General features: G+C 66.0%; 15 protein-coding genes, 1 tRNA gene and 2 pseudogenes. 11 read left to right on the top strand and 7 right to left on the bottom strand.

All coding sequences use genetic code 11. The annotated features are described in order from the left end of the window. Window positions 1–54: 54 nt before the first annotated feature. Together QRM89_RS03595 and QRM89_RS03600 are read right to left on the bottom strand one after the other, a co-directional pair. Window positions 55–1,187, bottom strand: a pseudogene (locus QRM89_RS03595) (IS3-like element ISXca1 family transposase). A gap of 163 nt (window positions 1,188–1,350) precedes the next feature. Continuing rightward, window positions 1,351–1,427: transfer RNA gene (locus QRM89_RS03600), tRNA-Arg, on the bottom strand. Between the two features lie 136 nt (window positions 1,428–1,563). Between QRM89_RS03600 and QRM89_RS03605 the strand changes: the two genes are divergently transcribed. The 8 genes from QRM89_RS03605 to QRM89_RS03640 all read left to right on the top strand — a co-directional run bounded on the left by QRM89_RS03605 (window position 1,564) and on the right by QRM89_RS03640 (window position 9,823). Further along, window positions 1,564–3,096 carry an aldehyde dehydrogenase family protein gene (locus QRM89_RS03605; protein WP_285447306.1) on the top strand — a complete coding sequence of 511 codons (1,533 nt, stop codon included), beginning with the start codon at window positions 1,564–1,566 and terminating at the stop codon, window positions 3,094–3,096. 331 nt (window positions 3,097–3,427) lie between these two features. Beyond that, window positions 3,428–3,712 (top strand): DUF4190 domain-containing protein, encoded by a 285-nt coding sequence (locus tag QRM89_RS03610; protein ID WP_011036963.1) that lies wholly within the window; start codon window positions 3,428–3,430, stop codon window positions 3,710–3,712. 2 nt (window positions 3,713–3,714) lie between these two features. Further along, entirely contained in the window at window positions 3,715–4,482 is a 768-nt protein-coding gene (locus QRM89_RS03615; RefSeq protein WP_192884181.1) for a class I SAM-dependent methyltransferase, read from the top strand. Between the two features lie 5 nt (window positions 4,483–4,487). Then, the gene (locus QRM89_RS03620; RefSeq protein ID WP_103701310.1) at window positions 4,488–5,543 is read left to right on the top strand and encodes a quinone-dependent dihydroorotate dehydrogenase; all 1,056 of its coding nucleotides are present in this window, start codon (window positions 4,488–4,490) and stop codon (window positions 5,541–5,543) included. Further along, complete coding sequence (gene murB, locus QRM89_RS03625; protein ID WP_285447307.1) at window positions 5,540–6,592, top strand: UDP-N-acetylmuramate dehydrogenase; 1,053 nt, start codon at window positions 5,540–5,542, stop codon at window positions 6,590–6,592. The genes QRM89_RS03620 and murB overlap by 4 nt, the downstream gene beginning before the upstream one ends. Further along, on the top strand, window positions 6,586–7,497 hold the full coding sequence (locus tag QRM89_RS03630; RefSeq protein ID WP_042598948.1) for a DMT family transporter: 912 nt from the start codon (window positions 6,586–6,588) through the stop codon (window positions 7,495–7,497). The genes murB and QRM89_RS03630 overlap by 7 nt, the downstream gene beginning before the upstream one ends. Window positions 7,498–7,641: 144 nt before the next feature. Next, the gene (locus tag QRM89_RS03635; RefSeq protein ID WP_285447308.1) at window positions 7,642–8,346 is read left to right on the top strand and encodes an aspartate/glutamate racemase family protein; all 705 of its coding nucleotides are present in this window, start codon (window positions 7,642–7,644) and stop codon (window positions 8,344–8,346) included. Window positions 8,347–8,539: 193 nt separating this feature from the next. After that, entirely contained in the window at window positions 8,540–9,823 is a 1,284-nt protein-coding gene (locus QRM89_RS03640) for an MFS transporter (RefSeq protein ID WP_103701307.1), read from the top strand. Window positions 9,824–9,963: 140 nt separating this feature from the next. Here QRM89_RS03640 and QRM89_RS03645 read toward each other — a convergent pair whose 3' ends face one another. Next, complete coding sequence (locus tag QRM89_RS03645; RefSeq protein ID WP_285447309.1) at window positions 9,964–10,695, bottom strand: phosphatase PAP2 family protein; 732 nt, start codon at window positions 10,693–10,695, stop codon at window positions 9,964–9,966. After that, the gene (ispG, locus tag QRM89_RS03650) at window positions 10,676–11,941 is read right to left on the bottom strand and encodes a flavodoxin-dependent (E)-4-hydroxy-3-methylbut-2-enyl-diphosphate synthase (protein WP_103701305.1); all 1,266 of its coding nucleotides are present in this window, start codon (window positions 11,939–11,941) and stop codon (window positions 10,676–10,678) included. Before ispG ends, QRM89_RS03645 begins: the two co-directional genes overlap by 20 nt. Window positions 11,942–12,062: 121 nt before the next feature. On the opposite strand from ispG, the gene QRM89_RS03655 reads away from it, so the two are divergent. Further along, window positions 12,063–13,289, top strand: coding sequence for an ATP-binding protein (locus tag QRM89_RS03655; RefSeq protein WP_042598944.1), 1,227 nt, complete (start codon window positions 12,063–12,065; stop codon window positions 13,287–13,289). After that, entirely contained in the window at window positions 13,286–13,861 is a 576-nt protein-coding gene (locus QRM89_RS03660) for a response regulator transcription factor (protein WP_042598943.1), read from the top strand. The genes QRM89_RS03655 and QRM89_RS03660 overlap by 4 nt, the downstream gene beginning before the upstream one ends. Before the next feature lie 321 nt (window positions 13,862–14,182). Here the strand turns inward: QRM89_RS03660 and QRM89_RS03665 are convergent. Next, window positions 14,183–15,185 (bottom strand): annotated as a pseudogene (locus QRM89_RS03665) (glycoside hydrolase family 5 protein). Window positions 15,186–15,608: 423 nt separating this feature from the next. On the opposite strand from QRM89_RS03665, the gene QRM89_RS03670 reads away from it, so the two are divergent. Continuing rightward, window positions 15,609–17,465 (top strand): EAL domain-containing protein, encoded by a 1,857-nt coding sequence (locus tag QRM89_RS03670; protein WP_285447310.1) that lies wholly within the window; start codon window positions 15,609–15,611, stop codon window positions 17,463–17,465. Window positions 17,466–17,545: 80 nt separating this feature from the next. On the opposite strand, the gene QRM89_RS03675 is transcribed toward QRM89_RS03670, so the two are convergent. Both QRM89_RS03675 and QRM89_RS03680 read right to left on the bottom strand, forming a co-directional pair. Beyond that, complete coding sequence (locus QRM89_RS03675; RefSeq protein ID WP_042598940.1) at window positions 17,546–19,108, bottom strand: sodium/sugar symporter; 1,563 nt, start codon at window positions 19,106–19,108, stop codon at window positions 17,546–17,548. A 262-nt stretch (window positions 19,109–19,370) separates the two neighbouring features. Further along, on the bottom strand, window positions 19,371–21,989 hold the full coding sequence (locus tag QRM89_RS03680; RefSeq protein WP_285447311.1) for an exo 1,3/1,4-beta-D-glucan glucohydrolase: 2,619 nt from the start codon (window positions 21,987–21,989) through the stop codon (window positions 19,371–19,373). Between the last annotated feature and the right edge of the window lie 84 nt (window positions 21,990–22,073).

The raw sequence follows: 22,073 nt of genomic DNA on the forward strand, positions 1-22,073 counted from the left end.
CCCTTGCCGCCCAGCATTCCCGCGTTGACCTGCCCCCACCGGCCATACCAGTGATTACTGATAAAGCCCGGGGTTGAAGGGTACTGCGTTGTTGCCGGTTTGTGCTCGGTGGTTGGAGGCAAACTGCGCTGGCGGGATGCGACCACAGCTGCTGTGCGGACGTACCTCGTTGAAGTCACGCCGCCAATCGGCGATGACCTCGCGAGCCTGGATCAGCGACGTGAACCAGTGTTCGTTGAGACATTCGTCGCGGAACTTGCCGTTGAAGCTCTCGATGTAGCCGTTCTGCATGGGTTTGCCGGGTTCGATCAGGATGTGTTCGATGCCACGCTGCTGTGCCCAAGCGATGAAGGCGCGGCTGGTGAACTCCGGGCCGTTGTCCGTGCGCACCGCGCGGGGATACCCGCGGAAGCAGGCGATCTGCTCCAGCACACGCACCACGTAAGCCCCGCTGATGCCATGGTCCACCGCGATGTCCACGCATTCATGGGTGAAGTCGTCGGCGACGGTCAGGCATTTGATGCGGCGGCCACTGGCCAACTGATCAAAGACGAAGTCCATGCTGATTACCTCGTTGGGATGCCGCGCTGGCCGTAACGGCTGCCGCTGTGCCGCCGGGAACTTGGCCTTCTTGCGCCGGCGCACGCTCAGCTTCGCCTCGCGGTACAGACGGTAGATCTTCTAATGGTTCACCTGCGGAAACTCCGGGCGCAGCAGGTCGTGCAGGCGGCGATAGCCGAAGCGGCGACGCGCCTGCGCCAGTTCCACCAGTCTGGCCGACAGGGTTTGCGTCGCCGGCGTGGGTGTCGGCGCGTGGCGGAAAGCATCGCGGGAGATCCCCGCAAGGCGACAAGCCCGGCGCTCGCTGATCGACGTCAGCTCGCACATGCGCCGGATTGCCTCGCGCTTGCGTTGCGGGGCTAGCGTTTTACCCCGAACCCGACCTTCAGCGCCTCGATGTCCAGGTGCGCCTCGGCCAGCAACCGCTTCAGGCGGTTGTTCTCCTGCTCCAGCTCCTTCAGGCGCTTCGCGTCTTCGGCCTCCATGCCGCCGTACTTGGCCCGCCACTGGTAGAAGCTGGCCGGGCTGAAACCGTGCTGGCGGCACAGCTCAGCCACCGCCATCCCGGCATCCGCCTGCTTGATGAATCCGATGATCTGCTCGGTGGTGAAACGACTCTTCTTCATGTCCGTCCTCGTGGTTGACGGACTTTACAGCTTCACGTGGTACGGCTCAGCGGGGGCAGGTCAGAGGGAACGGCTTCATGTGGCAGCTGTGGCAGAGGCCTGTGGATATCCACAAGAATGCAGCAGGCCAGATACTTCAGGCTGCATCTAACTTGTTGATTCCTGGTGACCCCGGCCCGATTCGAACGGGCGACCTTCCCCTTAGGAGGGGGACGCTCTATCCAGCTGAGCTACGGGGCCAAGGGCGGCATTGTCGCATGTTCGTCCGGCTTGCCAAGCCGGCGGGCGGTGCGGGGAGCCTGCTAAAATCGGCGGCTACTTGCGTTGCGTCTTGCCTGGTGCGGGGCGCGGCCGTCCCGACTTTCTTGGAGATTCCATGTCCGCTGACCTGCTCAAGGCGCTCGACCTCGCCCCGTCCAATGCCGGCACCTATCTTGGCGAGGGGACCTGGTCGCAGGCCACCGGTGCCGGGGTGCTGCAGCCGCTCAATCCGACCACCAATGCGGTGATCGCCGATGTGCAGGCCACCACGCCGGAGGACTACGAACTGATCGTGGCGCGCGCGCAGGCCGCCTTCAAGGTCTGGCGCACCACCCCGGCGCCGCGTCGTGGCGAGGCCGTGCGCCTGTGCGGCGAGGCACTGCGTGCGCACAAGGACGCGCTCGGTTCGCTGGTGGCGCTGGAAATGGGCAAGAGCAAGCCCGAAGGCGATGGCGAGGTGCAGGAGATGATCGACATCGCCGACTTCGCCGTGGGCCAGAGCCGCATGCTCTATGGCTACACCATGCATTCGGAGCGCCCGGGCCACCGCATGTACGAGCAGTACCAGCCGCTGGGCTTGGTCGGCATCATCAGTGCGTTCAACTTCCCGGTGGCGGTGTGGGCGTGGAATGCGTTCCTGGCGGCCATTTGCGGCGATATCTGCATCTGGAAACCGTCCAACAAGACCCCGCTGACCGCGATCGCAACGATGAAGATCTGCAATGCCGCGCTCAAGGAGGCCGGCTTCCCGGACATCTTCTTCCTGATCAACGATGCCGGCACCTCCTTGTCGGAGAAGCTGGTCGAAGACACCCGCATCCCGCTGATCAGCTTCACCGGCTCGACCCAGATTGGCCGCGTGGTGGCCGAGAAGGTCGCACGCCGCCTGGGCCGTTGCCTGCTGGAGCTGGGCGGCAACAACGCCATCATCCTGGACGAAACCGCCGACCTGAAGCTGGCGGTGCCGGGCATCGTGTTCGGTGCGGTGGGCACCGCCGGCCAGCGCTGCACCACCACGCGCCGGCTGATCGTGCATGAATCCATCTACGACAACGTGCTGGCCACCCTGGTCAAGGCGTACAAGCAGCTCGACAGCAAGATCGGCGACCCCACCGACCCGGCCAACCTGATGGGCCCGCTCAACAGCCGCGGTGCGGTGGAACAGTTCCTGGAGTCCATCGCCAAGGCCAAGGCCGCCGGTGGCACGGTCGAAGTGGGCGGCACCGCGATCGATCGCCCCGGCAATTTCGTGCTGCCGGCGATCGTGACCGGGCTGAAGAACAGCGACACGGTGGTGCAGCACGAGACCTTCGCGCCGATCCTGTACGTGATGAAGTACAGCACGCTGGATGAGGCGATCGATCTGCAGAACGGCGTGCCGCAGGGCCTGTCGTCGTCGATCTTTACCCAGAACCTGAAGGCGGCCGAGAAGTTCCTGTCGGCGGCCGGCAGCGATTGCGGCATTGCCAACGTCAATATCGGCACTTCGGGTGCGGAAATCGGCGGTGCGTTCGGTGGCGAGAAGGAAACCGGCGGCGGTCGCGAATCCGGCTCGGATGCGTGGAAGGTCTACATGCGCCGCCAGACCAACACCATCAACTATTCCGATTCGCTGCCGCTGGCGCAGGGCATCAAGTTCGACCTTTGATCGCTCTGTGATCGCAGCGCCCCGGGCTCCGGGGCGCTGTCCGATGCTGGCCCAGGCCGCCGGCTCGCCGCGCCTGTTGGCACCGTTATCTGCAGCAACGCACGCGCTGCTTCCCGCGCGCTGCCCCGCCGGGGCCAACGTGAGCACATGCAACGCCCAGCGCTTACCCAGTGCGCAAAAGACCGCCTCACGCGTCGGCCGCGACCCGATGCACCGCAGCAGGCTACTGCACAACCGCCATTCCGCCGCAGACCGCACGCCATTTGCGTGCCCGCTCTGGGATAATTGTGCGGCGCCCTGCCCTTCGGCCGTGGCCACCCAAGGAGTTGTGATGAATCATGTCGTCCGACAGACCAGCACGCTGGCCATCGTCAGCCTGGTCTCAGGCATTCTCGGCTGGACCCTGCTGCCGTTCCTGGGCAGCGTCTGCGCCATCATCACCGGCCACCTGGCGCGCGGCGAAATCCGGCGCAATCCGCAAGGCCTGGAAGGCGATGGGCTGGCTGTTGGCGGCCTGCTCCTGGGCTGGATCTCGGTGGCGATGTGGATTGCGGGCGTGGCGATCTTCGTCCTGTTCTTCGGCGGCCTGGCCTGGTTTGCGGCGGCAAACGCGTGAGCATGGCCGCGCCATCCTCCGCGCAACGGTTCAACGACCGGGTGGCCGCGTACGTGCGCTACCGGCCCAGCTACCCGCCGCAGGTCTTGCGCTGGCTGCATGAGCAGCTCGGCGTGACGCCCGCCAACCACGTGGCCGACATCGGTGCCGGCACCGGAATTTCCAGCCGGCTGTTCCTGGAGGCCGGCTACCCGGTGACCGCAGTGGAACCGAATCCGGCCATGCGCGAAGCAGCGCAGCAATGGCTGGCCAGCTATGCCAAATTCCGGGCGGTCGACGGCACTGCCGAGGCCACCGGGCTGGCCGACGCCAGCGCGGATGTGGTCTCTGCGGCGCAGGCCTTCCATTGGTTCGACATGCTCGCGGTGCGTGCCGAATGGGCGCGCATCCTCAAACCCGGCGGCCTGGCGGTGGTGTACTGGAACAGCCGCGAGCTGGACAGCACGGCGTTCCTGCGCGGCTATGAGCAGCTGTTGCTGGACTACGGCACCGACTACACCGCCGTGGCCGAGCGTTACCAGGACGATGCCACCATGCAGGCGTGGTTCGGCGAGGGTTTCGTTGCGATGGCCAAGTTTCCCAACGTGCAGCAGCTGGACTTCGAGGCCTTGCGCGGCCGCCTGCTGTCGTCGTCGTACGCGCCCTTGGCGCACGATCCGCGGCATGCACCGATGCTTGCCGCGCTGCGCACCCTGTTCGATGCACATGCCCAGGATGGGCACATCGATTTCCATTACCAGACCCGCGTGTTTGCCGGGAGATTGAACTGACCCGCATGTATTCGCTCGCCCGCCCCTTCCTGTTCGCCTTCGACGCCGAGCGCGCCCACGCGCTGGCCCTGCGCGCCATCGACACCGCCTACCGCACCGGCACCACGGCGCTGGTGGCCACCCGGCCGGTACCCCTGCCCACGCCCGCCTTCGGGCTGATGTTCCCCAACCCGGTGGGACTGGGCGCCGGGCTGGACAAGAACGGCGAACATATCGATGCGCTGCTGGCACTGGGCTTCGGGTTTGTCGAGATCGGCACGGTGACGCCGAAGCCGCAGGAGGGTAACCCCAAGCCGCGCATGTTCCGGTTGCCCGAATACCAGGCGGTGATCAACCGCATGGGCTTCAACAACCTGGGTGTGGATGTGCTGGTGAACAACGTGCAGCGTGCGCGCCGGCGCGGTGGCCTGCTCGGCATCAACATCGGCAAGAACAAGGACACGCCCAACGAGGAAGCGACCAACGATTACCGCTACTGCATGGAGCGCGTGTATCCGCTGGCCGACTACATCACCGTCAACATTTCCTCGCCCAATACCGCCGGTTTGCGCGAGCTGCAGGAAGAACAGGCGCTGCGCCGGCTGATCGCCGATCTGCGCGAAACCCAGGAAGCTCTGGCCGCCCAACACGGCAAGCGCGTGCCGATGCTGGTGAAGGTGGCACCGGACCTCAACGACCGCGACATCGATGCGGCCGCACGCGTGTTGGCTGACCTGGCGGTGGATGGCGTGATCGCCACCAACACCACGGTGACGCGCACCCTGGTGGCCACCCATCCGATGGCCGAGCAGGCCGGCGGCCTGTCGGGCGCACCGCTGCTGGGGCAATCTACGCTGGTGCTGCGTCGCCTGCGCGCACGCCTGCCCGAGTCCATTCCGTTGATCGGCGTGGGCGGCATCACGTCCGGCGCCGATGCGGTGGCCAAGATGGCCGCCGGTGCCAGCCTGGTGCAGTGCTACAGCGGCCTGGTCTATCGCGGGCCGCGCTTGATCGGCGAGTGCGTGGATGCAATCCGGCGCCGCCGTGAGTCGCCCAGTGGCGGCGCGGTCGGGCCGCTATGAGCGCGGCATCGCCGCTGCGCTGGCAACTCACCGAACACGCCCCGCTCCGCGCACTCAACACCTTTCATGTGGATGCCACGGCGCGCTGGCTGTTGAACATCCATGCGCCCGAGGCACTGCCCGACGCACTGGCTGCGCCGCAGATCGCCGGGCAACCACTGCTGGTGCTGGGCAGCGGCAGCAATGTGTTGCTGGCCGGCGACCCGCCCGGCTGCGTGCTGTGCTTCGACAATCGCGACATCACCATCATCGCCCACCATGCCGACCACGCCATCGTGCGCGCAGGCGCCGGGGTCAATTGGCACGGGCTGGTGATGTATTCGCTGCAGCAGGGGCTTTCCGGCCTGGAAAACCTGGCGCTGATTCCCGGCACCGTGGGTGCCTGCCCGATCCAGAACATCGGCGCCTACGGCGCGCAGGTCAGCGACTTCATCCATGTGGTGGAAGCCTACGACCGCGGCAGCCAGCAGTTCGTGCGGCTGACGCCGGCCGAGTGCGCCTTTGCCTACCGCGACAGCGTGTTCAAGCAGCAGCCGGATCGGTATTTGATCGTGGCGGTGGAATTCAATCTGCCGCTGCTGCACGAATTACGGCTGGACTATGCCGGCATCCGCGAAGAACTCGCGCGCATGGGCGCCGAGCTCGCGGGCGCGGCCGATGTGGCGCAGGCAGTGATCAACATCCGCCAGCGCAAGCTGCCCGACCCGGAGGTGTTGGGTAATGCGGGCAGCTTCTTCAAGAACCCGCTGCTGCCGAGTGAGCAGATTGCCGCTTTGCAGGCGAGCTTTGCCGACATGCCGGTGTTCCCCGGCGAGCAGCCTGGCCAGGGGAAACTCTCGGCGGCGTGGCTGATCGAACAATGCGGCTGGAAAGGCAAGCGCGAGGGCGACGCCGGCATTTCCGAAGCGCATGCCTTGGTGCTGGTCAATCACGGCAATGCCAGTGGCGCGCAGTTGCTGGCGTTCGCACGCCAGGTGGCCGAATCGGTGCGGGAGCGGTATTCGGTGATCCTGGAACCGGAGCCGCGCGTAATCGGAGCGCATTGGTGACGGCGCAGCCAGCGTCGGCACGCGCCGCGCTGTGGATGCTGGTCAGCACATTTGCGTTCGGCCTGATGGCCATCACCATCCGGCTGGCGTCCAAGGACATCGCCACGACCGAGATCGCGTTTTTCCGTAACGCATTCGGCCTGCTGGCGCTGCTGCCGTTGATCGTGCGCCCTGGCAAACCGCTGCCGCGCACGCGCCAGTTACCGCAATACCTGGCGCGCACGCTGATTGGCCTGGCCTCGATGCTGTGCGGCTTCTGGGCGATCGGGCATCTGCCGCTGTCGCAGGCTATTTCGTTGTCGTATTCCACGCCGTTGTTTGTCACCGTGCTGGCAGTGATCTGGCTGCACGAACAAGTGCGCCTGCGCCGCTGGCTGGCAGTAGCAGCCGGTTTCGTAGGCGTGCTGGTGATCCTGCGGCCGGGCTCGTCCACATTCACGCCCGGGCTGCTGATTGCACTGTTGGCCGCGGTGATCAGCGCGGTGGTCGCCATCCAGATCAAGCAGCTCTCGCGTAGCGATGATTCGGACACGGTGGTGTTCTACACCTACGTGTTCTGGGTGCCGATGTCGTTGATTCCGGCGTTGTTCCAATGGACCTGGCCACACGGGATCGACTGGCTGTGGCTGGTGGCCACCGGCATCTTCGGTACCGCCGGGCAACTGTTCTGGACACGTGCGCTCAAGCTGGGCGAAGTCTCTGCGTTGCAGCCGATCAGCTTCATGCAATTGCCCCTGGTGGCCTTGCTGGGGTGGTGGCTGTTCGGCGAAGCGATCGCGCGCCACACGGTGATCGGTGCGGCGATCATCATCTCTGCCAACGTGTACATCGCGCATCGCGAAACCGTGCTGGCGCGCCGCGCGGCGACGCATGCGCCGGTGGAAGGCGCCAAACCGGGCGAGTGAGCGGGTCCACGCGGCAGCTGGATGGGCTCGCTGGCCATGCATCTCCTCGGCAATGGCAACGTAGACTTCGGTCGCCGCGTACTGCGTACCACCTGCGCCGTAAGGTTTCCGATTTACCATCCGCTGCACTGACGTGGAGTTCGCATGCCGGTCCCAACAAAAACCATTGGTTTGATCGGCGGAATGAGCTGGGAATCCACCCTGCCCTATTACCGCATCATCAACCAGCAGGTGCGCGATGCGTGCGGTGGCCTGCACTCGGCGAAGCTGCTGCTTTACAGCGTCAATTTTCATGAGATCGAGCGGCTGCAGCATGCCGGCGATTGGGAGGGGGCCGGCCAGGCGATGGCAGCAGCAGCGCGTGCACTGCAAGCCGGAGGCGCCGACTTCATCGTGCTGTGCACCAACACGATGCACTGCGTTGCTGACGCGATCACCGCCGCCACACCCCTGCCGTTGCTGCACATCGCCGATGCCACCGCCGATGCATTGGTCGCCGCGGGCATCCTCCGTGTCGGGCTGCTCGGTACGCGCTTCACCATGGAGCAACCGTTCTATCGCGAGCGCCTGGAAGCGCGGGGCTTGGACGTGCTGGTGCCGCCGGCCGAGGCACGCGCACAGCTGCATCGGGTGATCTACGACGAGTTGTGCCAGGGCGTGATCAAACCGGAATCGCGCGACTATTTCCGTCAGGTCATGGCCGAGCTCGGCCAGCACGGTGCGCAAGCGATCATCCTGGGGTGCACCGAGATTTCGCTGCTGGTGGACAGCACCGATGCGCAGCTGCCGTTGTTCGACACCACCGCGTTGCACGCCGAGGCGGCAGCGCTGGCAAGCGTGTCCGGCTGATTCGCAGTGAAGGCGCAGCAATGGCGCCCTGACCGAAGCAACAGCATATTTGCGTGAAGTCTGATAGGTGCTATCGGCATTTCATTGCCCAAACGCCGTAGCGACGGCACTGCATGGCAGCTAGCATTAGATGCTCGGCGCGTTACCAAGCTTCAATGGCAGTGCGTCGCCACCCGCGACAGGATGCAATTGCATGACCACCGACGCCCTACCAACGCAGCTCACCCGCCGCGATTACAAAACGCTGGGCTTGTCCGCGCTGGGCGGCGCGCTGGAATTCTATGACTTCATCATCTTCATCTTTTTCGCGAAGGTGCTGGGCGAGTTGTTCTTCCCGCCCGGCATTCCGGAATGGACGCGGCAATTGCAGACGTTTGGCATTTTTGCCGCCGGCTATTTGATCCGCCCGCTGGGCGGCATTGTGATGGCCCATTTCGGCGACCTGCTCGGGCGCAAGCGCATGTTCGCGCTGAGCATCGGGTTGATGGCGCTGCCCACGCTTGCCATTGGTGTGCTGCCGACCTACGCGCAGATCGGCTTGGCTGCACCGCTGTTGCTGCTGACGATGCGTCTGCTGCAGGGAGCGGCCATTGGCGGCGAGGTTCCCAGCGCGTGGGTGTTCGTCGCAGAACACGTGCCCGCGCGGCGCAGAGGGCTGGCCTGCGGCACACTGACTGCTGGCCTGGCTGCCGGCGTGCTACTTGGTTCGCTGAGCGCCGGCGCACTCAATCGCGCCTTCACCCCGCAGGAAATCGCCGAATACGCCTGGCGGCTGCCATTCCTGGCCGGCGGCATCTTCGGCCTGCTGTCGGTGTACTTGCGGCGTTGGCTGCATGAAACGCCCGTGTTCGCCGAGTTGGTGGCCATGCGTGCGCTGGCACGCGAAACGCCGCTGAAGGTGGTGCTGCGCGATCACCCGCGCAGTCTGGCGCTGTCATTGTGGCTGACCTGGGTGGTGGCCGCCGCAGTGCTGGTGGTATCGCTGATGACGCCCACGCTGCTGCAGACCGCCTATGGCTATCCGGCACCGGTCGCGCTGCAGGCCAACCTTTTGGCAGTGCTCATGCAGGCCATCGGCTCGGTGGTAGCCGGCGCGCTCTCGGACCGCTGGGGCAACGGGCGTGTTCTGCTGGCCGGCAGCGTGATCCTGGGCATCAGCGCATGGCTGTTCTATCGCCTGGCAGGCGACCCGCAACTGCTGTTCCCGCTGTATGCCATGCTCGGTGCTGCGCTGGGCGTGCTGGGTGCGATTCCCCGCGTGATGGTCGAAGCGTTTCCACCGGTGGTACGTCTGTCCGGCGTGTCGTTCGCCTATAACCTGGGCTATGCCGTGTTCGGCGGCCTGACCCCGTTGCTCGTGGTGCTGCTGCTCAAGCAACACCCGATGGGGCCGGCGTATTACGTGATTCTGCTGGCATCCATCGGAGCCATTGTTGGCGCCCGCCTGTGGCAACGTGAGCGTGTCCGCACTTCTTAGAACCGCTGCCAACCCCTAGCGAACGGTGGTCGGCGGACGTGCACGGCGCGCAAGAGCCGCAGAGTACAAAGTGGGAATGGCTCTGATGCTGAGCACCGGCCGCACCCGCCTTGCGGCTGCGCAGTCGGTTTGTGATCGCCTTAATCAGCGAACGGCACGCGCCCGGGCTGCTCCACCACCGCCCCGCTCGGCGTGCGCCACTGCGGGCGCCGCATGCCGCGGAACATCACCAGATACAGGCCTGTCACCCACACCAATGCGGCCGACCAGCCGCCGAGGATGTCGGAGGGGTAATGCACGCCCAGATAGATGCGCGAGACACCGACCAGCAGCGCGAACAGGCCGGCAACAATGGTCACCGGCCAGCGCCAACGCGTACGCCACGCCAATGCAATGACCACCGCGGCCAGGGTCATCGAGCCCATCGCGTGGCCACTGGGAAAGCTGAAAGTGCTTTCCGGGGCGATCGATTCCCACAGGCTGGGCCGGTGCCGCTGAAAGAACTGCTTGGTGCCCAGGTTGAGCAACGCCGAGCCCACAAACCCCAGCGCGGCGAAGGTGCCTTCGCGCCAGCGCCGCAGCACCAGCAACACCAGCACGATCGCGATATCCAGCGGGATCACGCCGTACTGGTAGCCAACTTTAGAGACGACGCTGAAGAACGCATCCAGCCCAGGCGAGGCAATGCTGCGCAGGCTCCACAGCAACGGTTCGTCGAAATAGAAGTTTTCCAGCTCATGCACTTCGTCGGCAAGGTCGACGAACAATCCCAGCGGCAGCAGCACGCCCGCAAACAGCAGGCCGAACCGCCACGCATTGCGCTGCAGCCAGGTCTTGAATCCGGCCGGCGACTCAGCCGGCCCGACGGGCATAGGTGCGTTCGACGTACTGATCGATCAGGTCGATGAATTCGTAGGCAATGTTCTCGCCGCGCAGGGTGACGGTCTTTTCGCCATCCACGAACACCGGTGCCGACGGCGCTTCGCCAGTGCCCGGCAGCGAGATACCGATGTTGGCGTGTCGCGATTCACCCGGCCCATTGACCACGCAGCCCATCACCGCCAGCGTCATGTTTTCTGCGCCGGGGTTGCTGATCTTCCATTCCGGCATCTTGGCGCGCACATGGTTCTGCACCACGCCGGCCAGCTCCTGGAAAAACTCCGAGGTAGTGCGGCCGCAGCCGGGGCATGCGGTGACCAGCGGCGTGAACGCGCGCTGCCCGGTGGTTTGCAGCAGCTCCTGCGCGACGATCACTTCCTGCGTGCGCGACTGCCCCGGTTCGGGCGTCAGCGAAATGCGGATGGTGTCGCCGATGCCTTCCTGCAGCAGCACGCTCAGCGCCGCGGCCGAGGCCACGATGCCCTTGCTGCCGATACCGGCCTCGGTCAGGCCCAGGTGCAGCGCGAAGTCGCAGCGCGCGGCCATGTCGCGGTACACCGCGATCAATTCCTGCACGCCGGACACCTTGGCCGACAGGATGATGCGCTCGCGCGGCAAGCCCAGTTCCACGGCGCGTTCTGCCGAATCCACCGCCGAGCGGATCAGCGCTTCGCGCAGCACCCGGCCCGCATCCCACGGCGTCTCGCGCTTGGAATTTTCGTCCATCAGCTGCGCGGCCAACGCCTGGTCCAGCGAGCCCCAGTTGGCGCCGATGCGCACCGGCTTGTCGTACTGGATGGCGAATTCGATCAACTGCGCGAACTGCAGGTCCTTCTTCTTGCCGAAGCCCACGTTGCCCGGATTGATGCGGTACTTGGCCAGCGCCTCGGCGCAGGCCGGTTCGGCCGTGAGCAGCTGGTGGCCGTTGTAGTGGAAGTCGCCGATCAACGGCACTTCGATGCCCATCATGCGCAGCTTGTCGACGATGCGCGGGATGGCCGCTGCCGACTCGGCATTGTTGACGGTCAGGCGCACCATTTCCGAGCCGGCCCGCCACAACTCGGCGACCTGCTTGACGCTGCCGGCGATGTCGGCAGTGTCGGTATTGGTCATCGACTGGACGACCACCGGATGGCCTCCGCCCACAATGACGTTACCGACCTTGACGGCCTGGGTGATGCGGCGCGGCCAGGCGCTGGCATCGGCGGGGGGACTTGGGCGGGTGACGGCGTCGTACATCGCGCTATTTTAGCCTGTCCGCCGTCCGCTCACAGCTGAAGCGCTGCACGCGGCCCCTCCCGGCCCGGATGCGACGGTTTGTCGCAGGCCACCACCCCGACGAGCGCATAGCATTGCCGAGATGAATACCTCCGACGCCTCCTTCCTGCGGACCCTGTGCAGCCTGCGCTGGCTGGCCACCGCCGGCCAGGCCGCCACCATCCTGGTCGCCAGCGGGCTCATGGGCCTCACCCTGCCGCAGGAGCCGCTCTGGGCCGGGGTGGCCGCGCTGGCGGTGTTCAACCTGTATGCGCAGCTGCGGGTGGCGCACCGCGGCGCGGTGGGCCCAGCCACCGAGTTCGGCCACATCCTGGTCGATGTGACGGTGCTGACCTGGATGGTGGGCTGGAGCGGCGGCATCGCCAACCCGTTCGGTTCGCTGTTCCTGGTGCTGATCGCGCTGGCCGCACTCGCCCTTCCGCTGAGCTGGGCGATGGCGGTGGCGGCGGCCTGCGTGGCCGGCTACGTCATCAGCGCCGCATTCGGCCTGCCACTGCCGTACGGCGGCTTCGACCCGTTGACCCTGCACATGTGGGGCATGGCGGCCAACTTCCTGCTCTCCACCGTGGTGGTGCTGGTGTTCGCCACCCGGCTGGCGTTGTCGCTGCGCGAGCGCGAACGCGAGATCTCCACGCTGCGCGAGCGCTTTGCACGCAACGAAGGCATCGTGGCGCTGGCCACGCATGCCGCCTCGGTGGCGCATGAGCTCAACACCCCGCTGGCGACGATGACCCTGCTGGCCGACGACATCGCCGACCAGTGCGATCAGGTCGAGCTGCGCGAAGACCTGGAAACCCTGCGGGAACTGCTGGTGCAATGCCACGAGCGCGTGCTGGCGCTGGCCGCACCCGCCGACAACGGCCATCTCAGCCGCGAGGTAGCGGTGCGCGATGTGCTGGAACAGTGGCGCCTGGTGCGCCCGACCATCGAGCTGCGCCGCAATGAAGACGCGCCGCTGCGGCTGATGCTGCAACCCGGCGTGAGCCACCTGTTGATGGTGCTGCTCAACAACGCCGCCGATGCCGGCGAACGCGCCGGCCGGCCGCTGATCGACCTCACCCTGCGCGTGGAAGACGACCAACTGGTCGGCGAAGTGCGCGACTACGGGCTGGGCTTCGACACCTCGCAGGCAATGTTGCCGGGCACCTTGTTCAACAGCGGCAAGCCCGACGGCATGGGCGTGGGCCTGGCCTTGTCGCATGCCACCGTCGAGCGGCTGCAGGGTGAACTGTGGATGCTTCCCGCCGAAGGCAGCGGCGCCCGCGTCGGTTTCCGCCTGCCGCTCTCCGAACACGAGGCCCTTGCATGAGCACTCCCATCCGCACCGGCCTGCTGGTCGACGACGACACCCTGTATCTGCGCACCTTGCAACGCAGCCTCGCCCGCCGCGGCGTGGAAACGCTCACCGCCACCGATGCGGCCAGCGCCTTGTCCACCGCACGCAGCGCGCTGCCGGACTTCGCCCTGATCGATCTGAAGCTGGGCCACGACTCGGGATTGAACCTGATCCAGCCGCTGCGCGAGATCCGCCCGGACATGCGCATCCTGCTGGTCACCGGGTACGCGAGCATCGCCACCGCAGTGGAGGCGATCAAGCTCGGCGCCGACGACTACCTGCCCAAGCCGGCCAACATCCCCACCATCATGCGTGCGCTGGGCGAAGAGGACGACGACCTGCCCGAGCCGGACGAAGAAGAAACCGCGCAGGAAATGATGACCCCGCTCAGCCGCCTGCAGTGGGAGCACATCCAGCAGGCGCTGCACGAAACCGGCGGCAACGTGTCCGCCGCCGCACGCCTGCTGGGCATGCACCGCCGCTCGCTGCAGCGCAAGCTCACCAAGCGCCCGAGCCCGGGACCGCAGCGCGAGCCCGGGCGCTAAGCGCCTGGTGTGCCTGCTGCGGTTTCGGCAGGCTTTCGCAAACACGTTGCGCCGCTGCATCTGCATGGGTGATCGTTCGCCGCGGCTCATGGATGACAGCGCGTCAGTCATCGTCGTTGCGCTGAAGCACAACCGACGTTGCGTACACAGCGCAGTCGGCGAAAGCACGATCCAGGCTGCCAGCCGATCGCTTACGCGCTCTGCAACCGCCTAGAGCGCTGTAACCACGCTACAGCACCTCAGCGAACACACTGCCCGAAACGCGGCAGACGCGATGATCCTTGCAGGCACATCGCGCCCCGCCACAAAACCACCGATGCATCACTCCATCGCCCGCACGCGCGCACCGAACACCCGCGCACGGCGCGAGGTCGCGGCAATGCCGTCCGGGCCCTGGATCAGGCTGCGTCCCCAACTGCTGAGACGCGCAGGATCCCAACCGAGCACGATATCCAGCGACTGCGTGCTGCTGTCGTTGCCAGACCACGACCAGCCGAGATAGCCCACGCCGTACTCGCGCGCGCGGCGCATGATCGCCGCCTCGTCAACGGGTGCGCCGCGATGATCGGCGCCGAACTCGCCCACCACCAGCGCAAGATTGTTGCTGCGGAAGGTGCGTAGGTAGCTGTCCACCACCGCGTCGCTGCCGAACACCTCGTACATGTGCACGCTGAAAATCAGGTTGCGGCGGCTGTCGCGCGCCAGCAACACCGCCGCGTTGTCGCGCATGTAGAACTGCCAGTCCTGGCCCCAGTTGGGCGCATCCACCATCAGCGCATGCGTGAGCCCGGCGCCACGTAGCGTGGCGATCGCATTGGCGTGGCCGTTGACCCATTCGCTGGCACTGAGCTGGTTGCCGAACGGCTCGTTGCCGATGTTGATGATCACGTAGTCTTCCTGGCCCACCAGCGCAGTGCGCACGCTGGTCCAGTAACTGGCGGCATTGGCCAGGCTGCCGGCGGCGCCGTCTTCGCCATAGCCGGTGGTGTCGTGCACCTCCAGCACCGCGATCAAACCCCAGGGCCTTGCAGCGCGCGATGATGCGCGCCACCTCGGCCTCGGGCGTGCGGTTCCAGCGGTGGCCGGAACTGAGCACCACCCGCACGCTGTTGGCACCGGTGGCCGCGATCTGCGCCAGCGCGGCATCGGTGCGATCGGCAAACCAGGCATGCGGCAGGTTGATGCCGCGCAGGATCAAGGTATTGCCATTGGATTCCTTCAGCTGTGTGCCCGACACGGACAAGCCGGCGTGCGCGGATGAGGCCAGCACCAGGCCGGCAAGGATCAGGACCAGGCGTTGCGCCAGGCGAGGAATAGTGTTCATGCTCGGCTCCAGACAAGGTGGACGCCGCAGACCGGCGTCCGCGGACAGCGCGCATCAGGCGTGCGCCAAGACCGTGCCAACCCGCGACGCAGGCGATCGCAGCGCGGGTCACAGAACCAACAACAGGTACAGATCAGGACAGAGCGCGCAGATCCGCATTCAGCGTGCTGGTAACGTTATCTTGTGCGTGTCCATGCGCCGCGCGCTTGTCGGGAACTGCGGGGAAACCCGCGGCATCGCAGGCACAGCGCACCCGAACCCGCCTGCGCAACGCCGTGGTCGGCGCGGTGACTCGGCCGCCGGCCGCGCAGAGTGTCGAATGCAGCGTGCGGATTGCCGCGCTGCACCACCCGCACGCGCGGCCAACTGAACGGCCCCACTCGCGCGCGATCAAGTCGCCGCGCTCGAGGCCGATACGGGCACATGCATTCCACGCCCGCTCCTGTCGCCTCCCCCCTCCTGCCTGCGCTCGATGAAGCGGCACGGCTGGCGGTCCTGCACGGTCTCTGCCTGCTGGACTCGCCGCCGGACCCGGTGTTCGACACCATCGCCGCCATGGCCGCACGCATGCTGGGCACCGAGATCGCCCTGGTCTCGCTGGTGGACGAACACCGCCAATGGTTCAAAGCCCGCGTCGGCCTGGAAGCGCCTGAGACCCCGCGCGAACAGGCCTTCTGCGCGCACGCGCTGCGCTCCGATGACGTTCTGGTGATTCCCGATGCCTTGCTGGACCCGCGCTTCTGCGACAACCCGCTGGTGCTGGGTGCGCCGCATATCCGCTTTTACGCTGGCGCACCGCTCAAGCTGCGCGATGGCCACACCATCGGCACGCTGTGCGTGATCGGCACCAGCCCGCGTGCCGGGCTGGATGCGGAACAACGCATCCAACTGGAAGGCCTGCGCGACCTGGCCGTGCTGCGGGTCGAGAACCTGCGCAGCAGCACCTACCGCGATGGCCCCACCGGCCTGCCCAACCGCGCGCGCTTCAGCGAAGACCTGGACGCGGTATTGCTGCAACGCACGGCTGATTCCGCCGCCACCGCGATCGCGGTGGACCTGTGCGGCAGCGATTATTTCCGCGACATGGTCAAGGCGCTGGGCTGGGATTACGCAGACGGCTATGTGGCGCTGGCCTACAAGCGTTTGATCAGCAAATTGCCGGCCGGCACCGCCTTGTATCGGCTGGATCCGACTACCTTCGCCTTCATGGTCACCACCGCCGACCCGCTACGCCTGAGCGCGCTGTGCAGCAAGATTTCCAAAGGGTTCGTGGCGCCGCTGGAGCACCAGGGCATTCCGCACACCGCAGTCGCCTCGATCGGCGCGGTGTTGCTGGAAACCAGCTACGGCGCCGCCGACACGCTGCGCTCGCTCACCACGTCGGTGGATGTCGCCCGCGAACATTGCCTGACCTGGAGCCTGTACGAGCGCAAGCATGACGTGGTCCAGCGCAATACCTTCCGCCTGCTGGCCGCCCTGCCCGCCGCGCTGGCCAGCTCCAACCAGCTGCGCCTGCACTACCAGCCGCGCGTGGATCTGCACGATCACCGCTGCGTGGCGGTGGAAGCGCTGCTGCGCTGGCAGCACCCGATGATCGGCCCGGTGATGCCGTCGGACTTCATTCCGATGGCCGAAAAGACTGCGCTGATCAACCGCATCACCGCCTGGGTGATCGACCAGGGCATCGCCCAGGCGGCACGCTGGCAACAGCAGGGCCTGGACTTCAACCTGGCCTTGAACGTGTCGGCCGCCGATCTGGATCAACCCGGTTTCGTCGGGTTGCTGCGCCGCGGGCTGGACCGCCACAAGCTCGACCCGCGCCGGCTGGAGATCGAATTCACCGAAAGCGCGATGATCCGCCACCCCGAGCATCTGTCCGAGCAACTGGCGGCCGTTGCGGCGCTGGGCGTGCATATCGCCATCGACGACTTCGGCACCGGCTACAGCAATTTCAGCTACCTCAAACAACTGCCGGCCAGCTCGCTGAAGATCGATCAATCCTTCGTCCGCTCGCTGCCGGACAGCCACACCGACCGCACCCTGGTGCCGGCGATGATCCAGCTCGGTCACAGCCTGGGCCAGCGCGTGGTGGCCGAAGGGATCGAGTCGGCGCAGGCCTACGCACAGCTGCGCAGCTGGGGCTGCGACGAAGGCCAGGGCTACTGGATCGCCAAACCGATGCCTGCCGCCGCGCTGGAAGCCTGGTTGGAGACACCGTGGTACGAACGCGCCACCGACGCTGCCCCGCCAGCACCGCAACTGGAAGCCGTGCGCCTCTGAGTGACGGCGCCCAAACGCAACGCGGCGCAGAGAATGCTCTCCGCGCCGCGTTACTTACTGCCTGCGATGTGCGCTGGCGCTTACCAGAACACCGCGTACAGCGCGATCAGGATCGCAACCACGCCCACCGCACCGATCTTGAAGCCCAGCGTGGTGCCGTAGGCCACGTCCTTGGTGCGGATCAGATCGCGCGCCTGCGTGGCCGGTGTCAGGAGCGACACCACCACCGCCAGCACCAGCGCGGCGACGAACACCACGCCGATGCGGTCCATGAAGGGCAGTTCCGGCCACAGGATCTTGAGCGCGAACGACAGCACCACCGAGCCGATCGCCGCAGTCAATGCGCCAGCTTCGTTGGCACGCTTCCAGAACAGCCCCAGCATGAAGATCACCACCACACCGGGGGTAAAGAAGCCGGTGAATTCCTGGATGAACTGGAAGCCCTGATCGAAGTTGCCCAGCAACGGCCGTGCGGTGAGGATGCCGATCAGCACCGAGACGGCGGCAACGATGCGACCCACACGCACCAGCTGTTTCTGCTCGGTCTGCGGGCGGAACTTGGCGTAGAAATCAAGGGTAAAGATCGTCGCCACCGAATTGATCTTCGACGCCAGCGAGGCCACGATCGCGGCGACCAATGCCGCGAACACCAGGCCCAGGATGCCGGTCGGCAATAGCTGCATCATGGTGGGGTACGCCTGATCAGGCTTGGCCAGATCCGGTGCCAGCACCACTGCGGCAATGCCTGGCACCACGATCACCACCGGCATCAGCAGCTTCAGGAAGGCCGCGAACACCATGCCCTTCTGCGCTTCGCCGATGTTCTTGGCGGCCAGTGCGCGCTGGATGATGTACTGGTTGAAGCCCCAGTAGCTGATGTTCATCACCCACAGCCCGCCCAGCAGCACGCTCAGGCCCGGCAAATCCTTGTAGAACGGGTTGTCCTTGCTGAGGATCATGTGGAAGTGCTCCGGGTGCGCACTCCACAGTTGCTTGAAGCCGGCCAGCACGCCGGCGCCATCGCCGATGCGCGACAACGTCAGGCCGGTCACCAGCAGGCCGCCCAACACCAGCAAAGTGACCTGCACGATGTCGGTCAGGGCCACAGCCTTCAAACCGCCGTACAGCTGATACACCAGCGCGAATACGCCGATCAGGGTCAGCGCCAGGGTCTGGTCCATGCCGGTGACCTGGCTGACCGCGATCGAGCCCAGCCACAGGATCGAGGTGAGGTTGACGAACACGTACAGCAGCAGCCAGAACACCGCCATCAGCGTACGGATCCACTTACCGTAACGCTGCTCCAGGAACTGCGGCATGGTGTAGATGCCGTTGCGCAGGAAGATCGGCAGGAAGAACTTGCCCACGATCAGTAGCGTCAACGCCGCCATCCATTCGTAGGAGGCGATCGCCAGGCCGATCGCATAGCCGGAACCGGCCATGCCGATGATCTGCTCGGCAGAAATATTCGCTGCGATCAGCGAAGCGCCGATCGCCCACCACGGCAGCGACTTGCTGGCCAGGAAGTAGTCTTCGGCACTCTTGCTGTGCCCGGCCTTCTCGCGCGACACCCACTGCGCGAGCACGAAGATGCCGGCCAGATACACCAGCACGATCACGATATCCAACGTCGCCAAACCCACTGCACTCTCCTGTCTGGCTCTGGGGTGTGCGCCGCCGATCGGCCAAGCCTGCAGCGTGCCGCCGCCACGCACTTAGGTACGTAGCGTCAGCGCGGCGAACCGCGGCTACAGGCCCTCCCGGCCATTCGACGACACCGCTCCCCGCGGCGGCTGTTGACACCACCTGCAACGGTGGCCGCTGTCGTGCACCGCCACGTTGGCGGTGCACGTGTTGCTTCAGCGAAGCAGTAGGTGGCCCTGCGGCCAGCCACTGCGGCTGGACTTACTTGACCGGGCAGTCGACCGTGACTTCGGCTTCGTTGAGTGCGCCCAGCGCAATCTTGGACACCGCGATGTCCAGCGCCGCGGCGCTTTCAATGCTGGCGACCTGGGTCAGCTTGGTCACGTCGGCACCGGCCACTGCAAAGCACTTCAGCGGGATGCCCACCACCTTCCACTGGCCCTGCGGCAACGCGGCCAGGGTCTTCTGCGCATCGACACGGCCGCCGCACTTTTCGCCGCAGCCCACGCCCAGCCACACCGGCGCGGTCACCGCGCTGTCGCGGCGCAGGGTCAGCTGCAACTGCACGTCGCCATTGCTTTCGCGCGACACATCCACCGGCTTGCCGGACACCAGCAGCACGCTGGAGGCCTTGGCACCGGACCACTGCAGGCGGCGCGCATCTTCCTGCGCCTTGTGGTCCACCGCACTCATCTTCAGGCTGCCATCGGACAAGCCCACCGGCAGCGTGGTCGCCGGCATGTTGGCCTGGCCGGCGTTGGACAGCTGCATCGCAATGCCGAGCGCCGGCTTGCCGCGCACGAAATACACCCCGCCCACCGACTGCTCACCGGAGACGCCCGATTCTTCCGGCAGCGCAGCCAGATCGCCCTTGTCGGCGTAGGTCAGGCCGAAGCCGAACTTGAACTGCGGGTCGTAGTCCTTCTGGCCGACGTTGTTGGCGAACTGCACCGCGGTCTTGGGCCAGGAGAAGCTCAGCTTGCCCTTGAAGTCGTTCTGCACGCTGCCATCGGCCTTGCGCAACAGCACGTCGGCAATGCCCTCGCCTTCGGAGCCCGGCAACCACGCGGCGACGAACGCATCGGCCACGTTGATGTACTGGTTCATCCACAGCGGACGGCCGCTCAGGAACACCGCCACCACCGGGATGCCTTCGGCCTTGAACTTCTTCAGCAACGCCAGCTCGCTGTCGTCGCCCGGCTTGTACAGCAGCGTGGCGATGTCGCCCTGGAATTCGGCATACGGGTTCTCGCCGAACACCACCACGGCCACGTCGGGCTTGGTCTTGTAGGCGCCATCCACGGCCAGCTCGGCGCTGCCGCCGGCTGCGATGATCTGCTTGTTCAAGCCTTCCCAGATGGTGTTGCCGTTCGGGTAGTCGCTGCGCTTGGTGCCGGTGCCCTGCCAGTTCAGCGTCCAACCACCGGACTGCTTGCCCATGTCGTTGGCGCCGTCGCCGACTACCAGCACGCGCTTCTTCGGATCCAGCGGCAGGATGCCGGCCTGGTTCTTCAGCAGCACCAGCGACTCACGCACCGCCTGGCGCGCAATGGCGCGGTGCTCGGGCGCGCCGAGCAGCTCGAACTTGCCACCGAGTGGGCGCTTGGACGGCTTGCCGGCTTCGAACAGGCCCAGGCGCAGCTTGACGCGCAGGATGCGGCGCACCGCATCGTCCAGGCGCTCCATCGAAATCTGGCCGGACTTCACTGCGGCCAGCTCGGTCTCATAGATGCCCTTCCAGCTGTCGGAGGCCATCGCCATGTCGACGCCGGCAATGAACGAGGCCGGGCAGTTCTCGTTGGTGCAGCCCTTGACCTGGCCATGGCCATTCCAGTCGCCGACCACGAACCCGCCGAAGTTCATGCGGCCCTTGAGCACGTCGGTCAGCATGACCTTGTTGCCGTGCATCTTTTCGCCGTTGAAGCTGTTGAACGAGGCCATCACCGTCTGCGCACCAGCGGCAATCGCTGGCGGGTAACCGGCGGCATGGATGTCGCGCATGGTGGCTTCGGACACCTTGGTATCGCCCTGGTCCTTGCCATCGGTGGTGCCGCCGTCGCCGACGAAATGCTTCACCGACGAAATCACATGGCTGCCATCCAAGAACTGCGGCGTGCCCGGTACGCCCTGCACGCCCTCGACCATCTTGCCGGCGAAGCTGGCCACCACGTCCGGCGACTCGGAATACCCTTCGTAGCTGCGGCCCCAGCGGTCGTCCTGCGGCACCGCCACGGTGGGCGCGAAGGTCCACTCCATGCCGGTGACGCGGGTTTCGGCGGCGGTGACTTCACCGATCTTCTTGATCAGGTCCGGATTGCGCGTGGCGCCCAGGCCGATGTTGTGCGGGAACAGCGTGGCGCCGACGATGTTGCTCTGGCCGTGCACCGCATCGATACCGAAGATGATCGGAATCGCATTGCCGCCCTTGGAGGTGTCCATCGACGCTTCATAGAACGCGTCGGCCAGCTTCAGCCACTCGGCCGGCTTGGCGTCGTACTTGCCGCCCGGGTCGGAGTTGCCACCGGCCAGCACCGAACCGATGCGGTACTTGCGCACATCGTCCGGGGTCATGCTGGCGATGTCGCCCTGGATGGTCTGCGCGACCTTTTCCTCGACGCTCATCTTGGCCATCACGTCGCTGATGCGCTGCTCCAGCGCCTGGTCCTGGGCGAACGGCCACTTCGGCGACGGCCACTGGTCCGGATGGATGGTGGTGGAGGTCTCGGCCGGCGTTGCCGCCGGGGCGGTCGTGTCGGCCGCGGCGGTGGACGTGGCCTCCTTGCCTTGGCAGGCAGCCAGCATCAGCACCGCGGCAGCGGTAGCCAGGGAGAGGGCGCGGCGCGCAACGGGCGCGGCGGTACGACGAAGCAGCATGTCCAAGATCCGGGTCTCCAGGTAGTTCTCCTGCCGCAATGCAAGCGCCGCAGGCCTTTAGGCGGCGTACGCTCACGTGATTCCCCTACC

This window comes from Xanthomonas sp. LMC-A-07 (assembly GCF_030208825.1).
Classification (GTDB): Bacteria; Pseudomonadota; Gammaproteobacteria; order Xanthomonadales; family Xanthomonadaceae; genus Xanthomonas; species Xanthomonas campestris.

Coding starts and splice junctions, on each gene's coding strand:
- QRM89_RS03605 (WP_285447306.1), top strand. CDS start 1,564: ATGTCCGCTGACCTGCTCAAGGCGCTCGACCTCGCCCCGTCCAATGCC.
- ispG (WP_103701305.1), bottom strand. CDS start 11,941: ATGTACGACGCCGTCACCCGCCCAAGTCCCCCCGCCGATGCCAGCGCC.
- QRM89_RS03670 (WP_285447310.1), top strand. CDS start 15,609: ATGCATTCCACGCCCGCTCCTGTCGCCTCCCCCCTCCTGCCTGCGCTC.
- QRM89_RS03620 (WP_103701310.1), top strand. CDS start 4,488: ATGTATTCGCTCGCCCGCCCCTTCCTGTTCGCCTTCGACGCCGAGCGC.
- QRM89_RS03645 (WP_285447309.1), bottom strand. CDS start 10,695: ATGCCCGTCGGGCCGGCTGAGTCGCCGGCCGGATTCAAGACCTGGCTG.
- QRM89_RS03635 (WP_285447308.1), top strand. CDS start 7,642: ATGCCGGTCCCAACAAAAACCATTGGTTTGATCGGCGGAATGAGCTGG.
- QRM89_RS03660 (WP_042598943.1), top strand. CDS start 13,286: ATGAGCACTCCCATCCGCACCGGCCTGCTGGTCGACGACGACACCCTG.
- QRM89_RS03640 (WP_103701307.1), top strand. CDS start 8,540: ATGACCACCGACGCCCTACCAACGCAGCTCACCCGCCGCGATTACAAA.
- QRM89_RS03655 (WP_042598944.1), top strand. CDS start 12,063: ATGAATACCTCCGACGCCTCCTTCCTGCGGACCCTGTGCAGCCTGCGC.
- QRM89_RS03615 (WP_192884181.1), top strand. CDS start 3,715: ATGGCCGCGCCATCCTCCGCGCAACGGTTCAACGACCGGGTGGCCGCG.
- murB (WP_285447307.1), top strand. CDS start 5,540: ATGAGCGCGGCATCGCCGCTGCGCTGGCAACTCACCGAACACGCCCCG.
- QRM89_RS03610 (WP_011036963.1), top strand. CDS start 3,428: ATGAATCATGTCGTCCGACAGACCAGCACGCTGGCCATCGTCAGCCTG.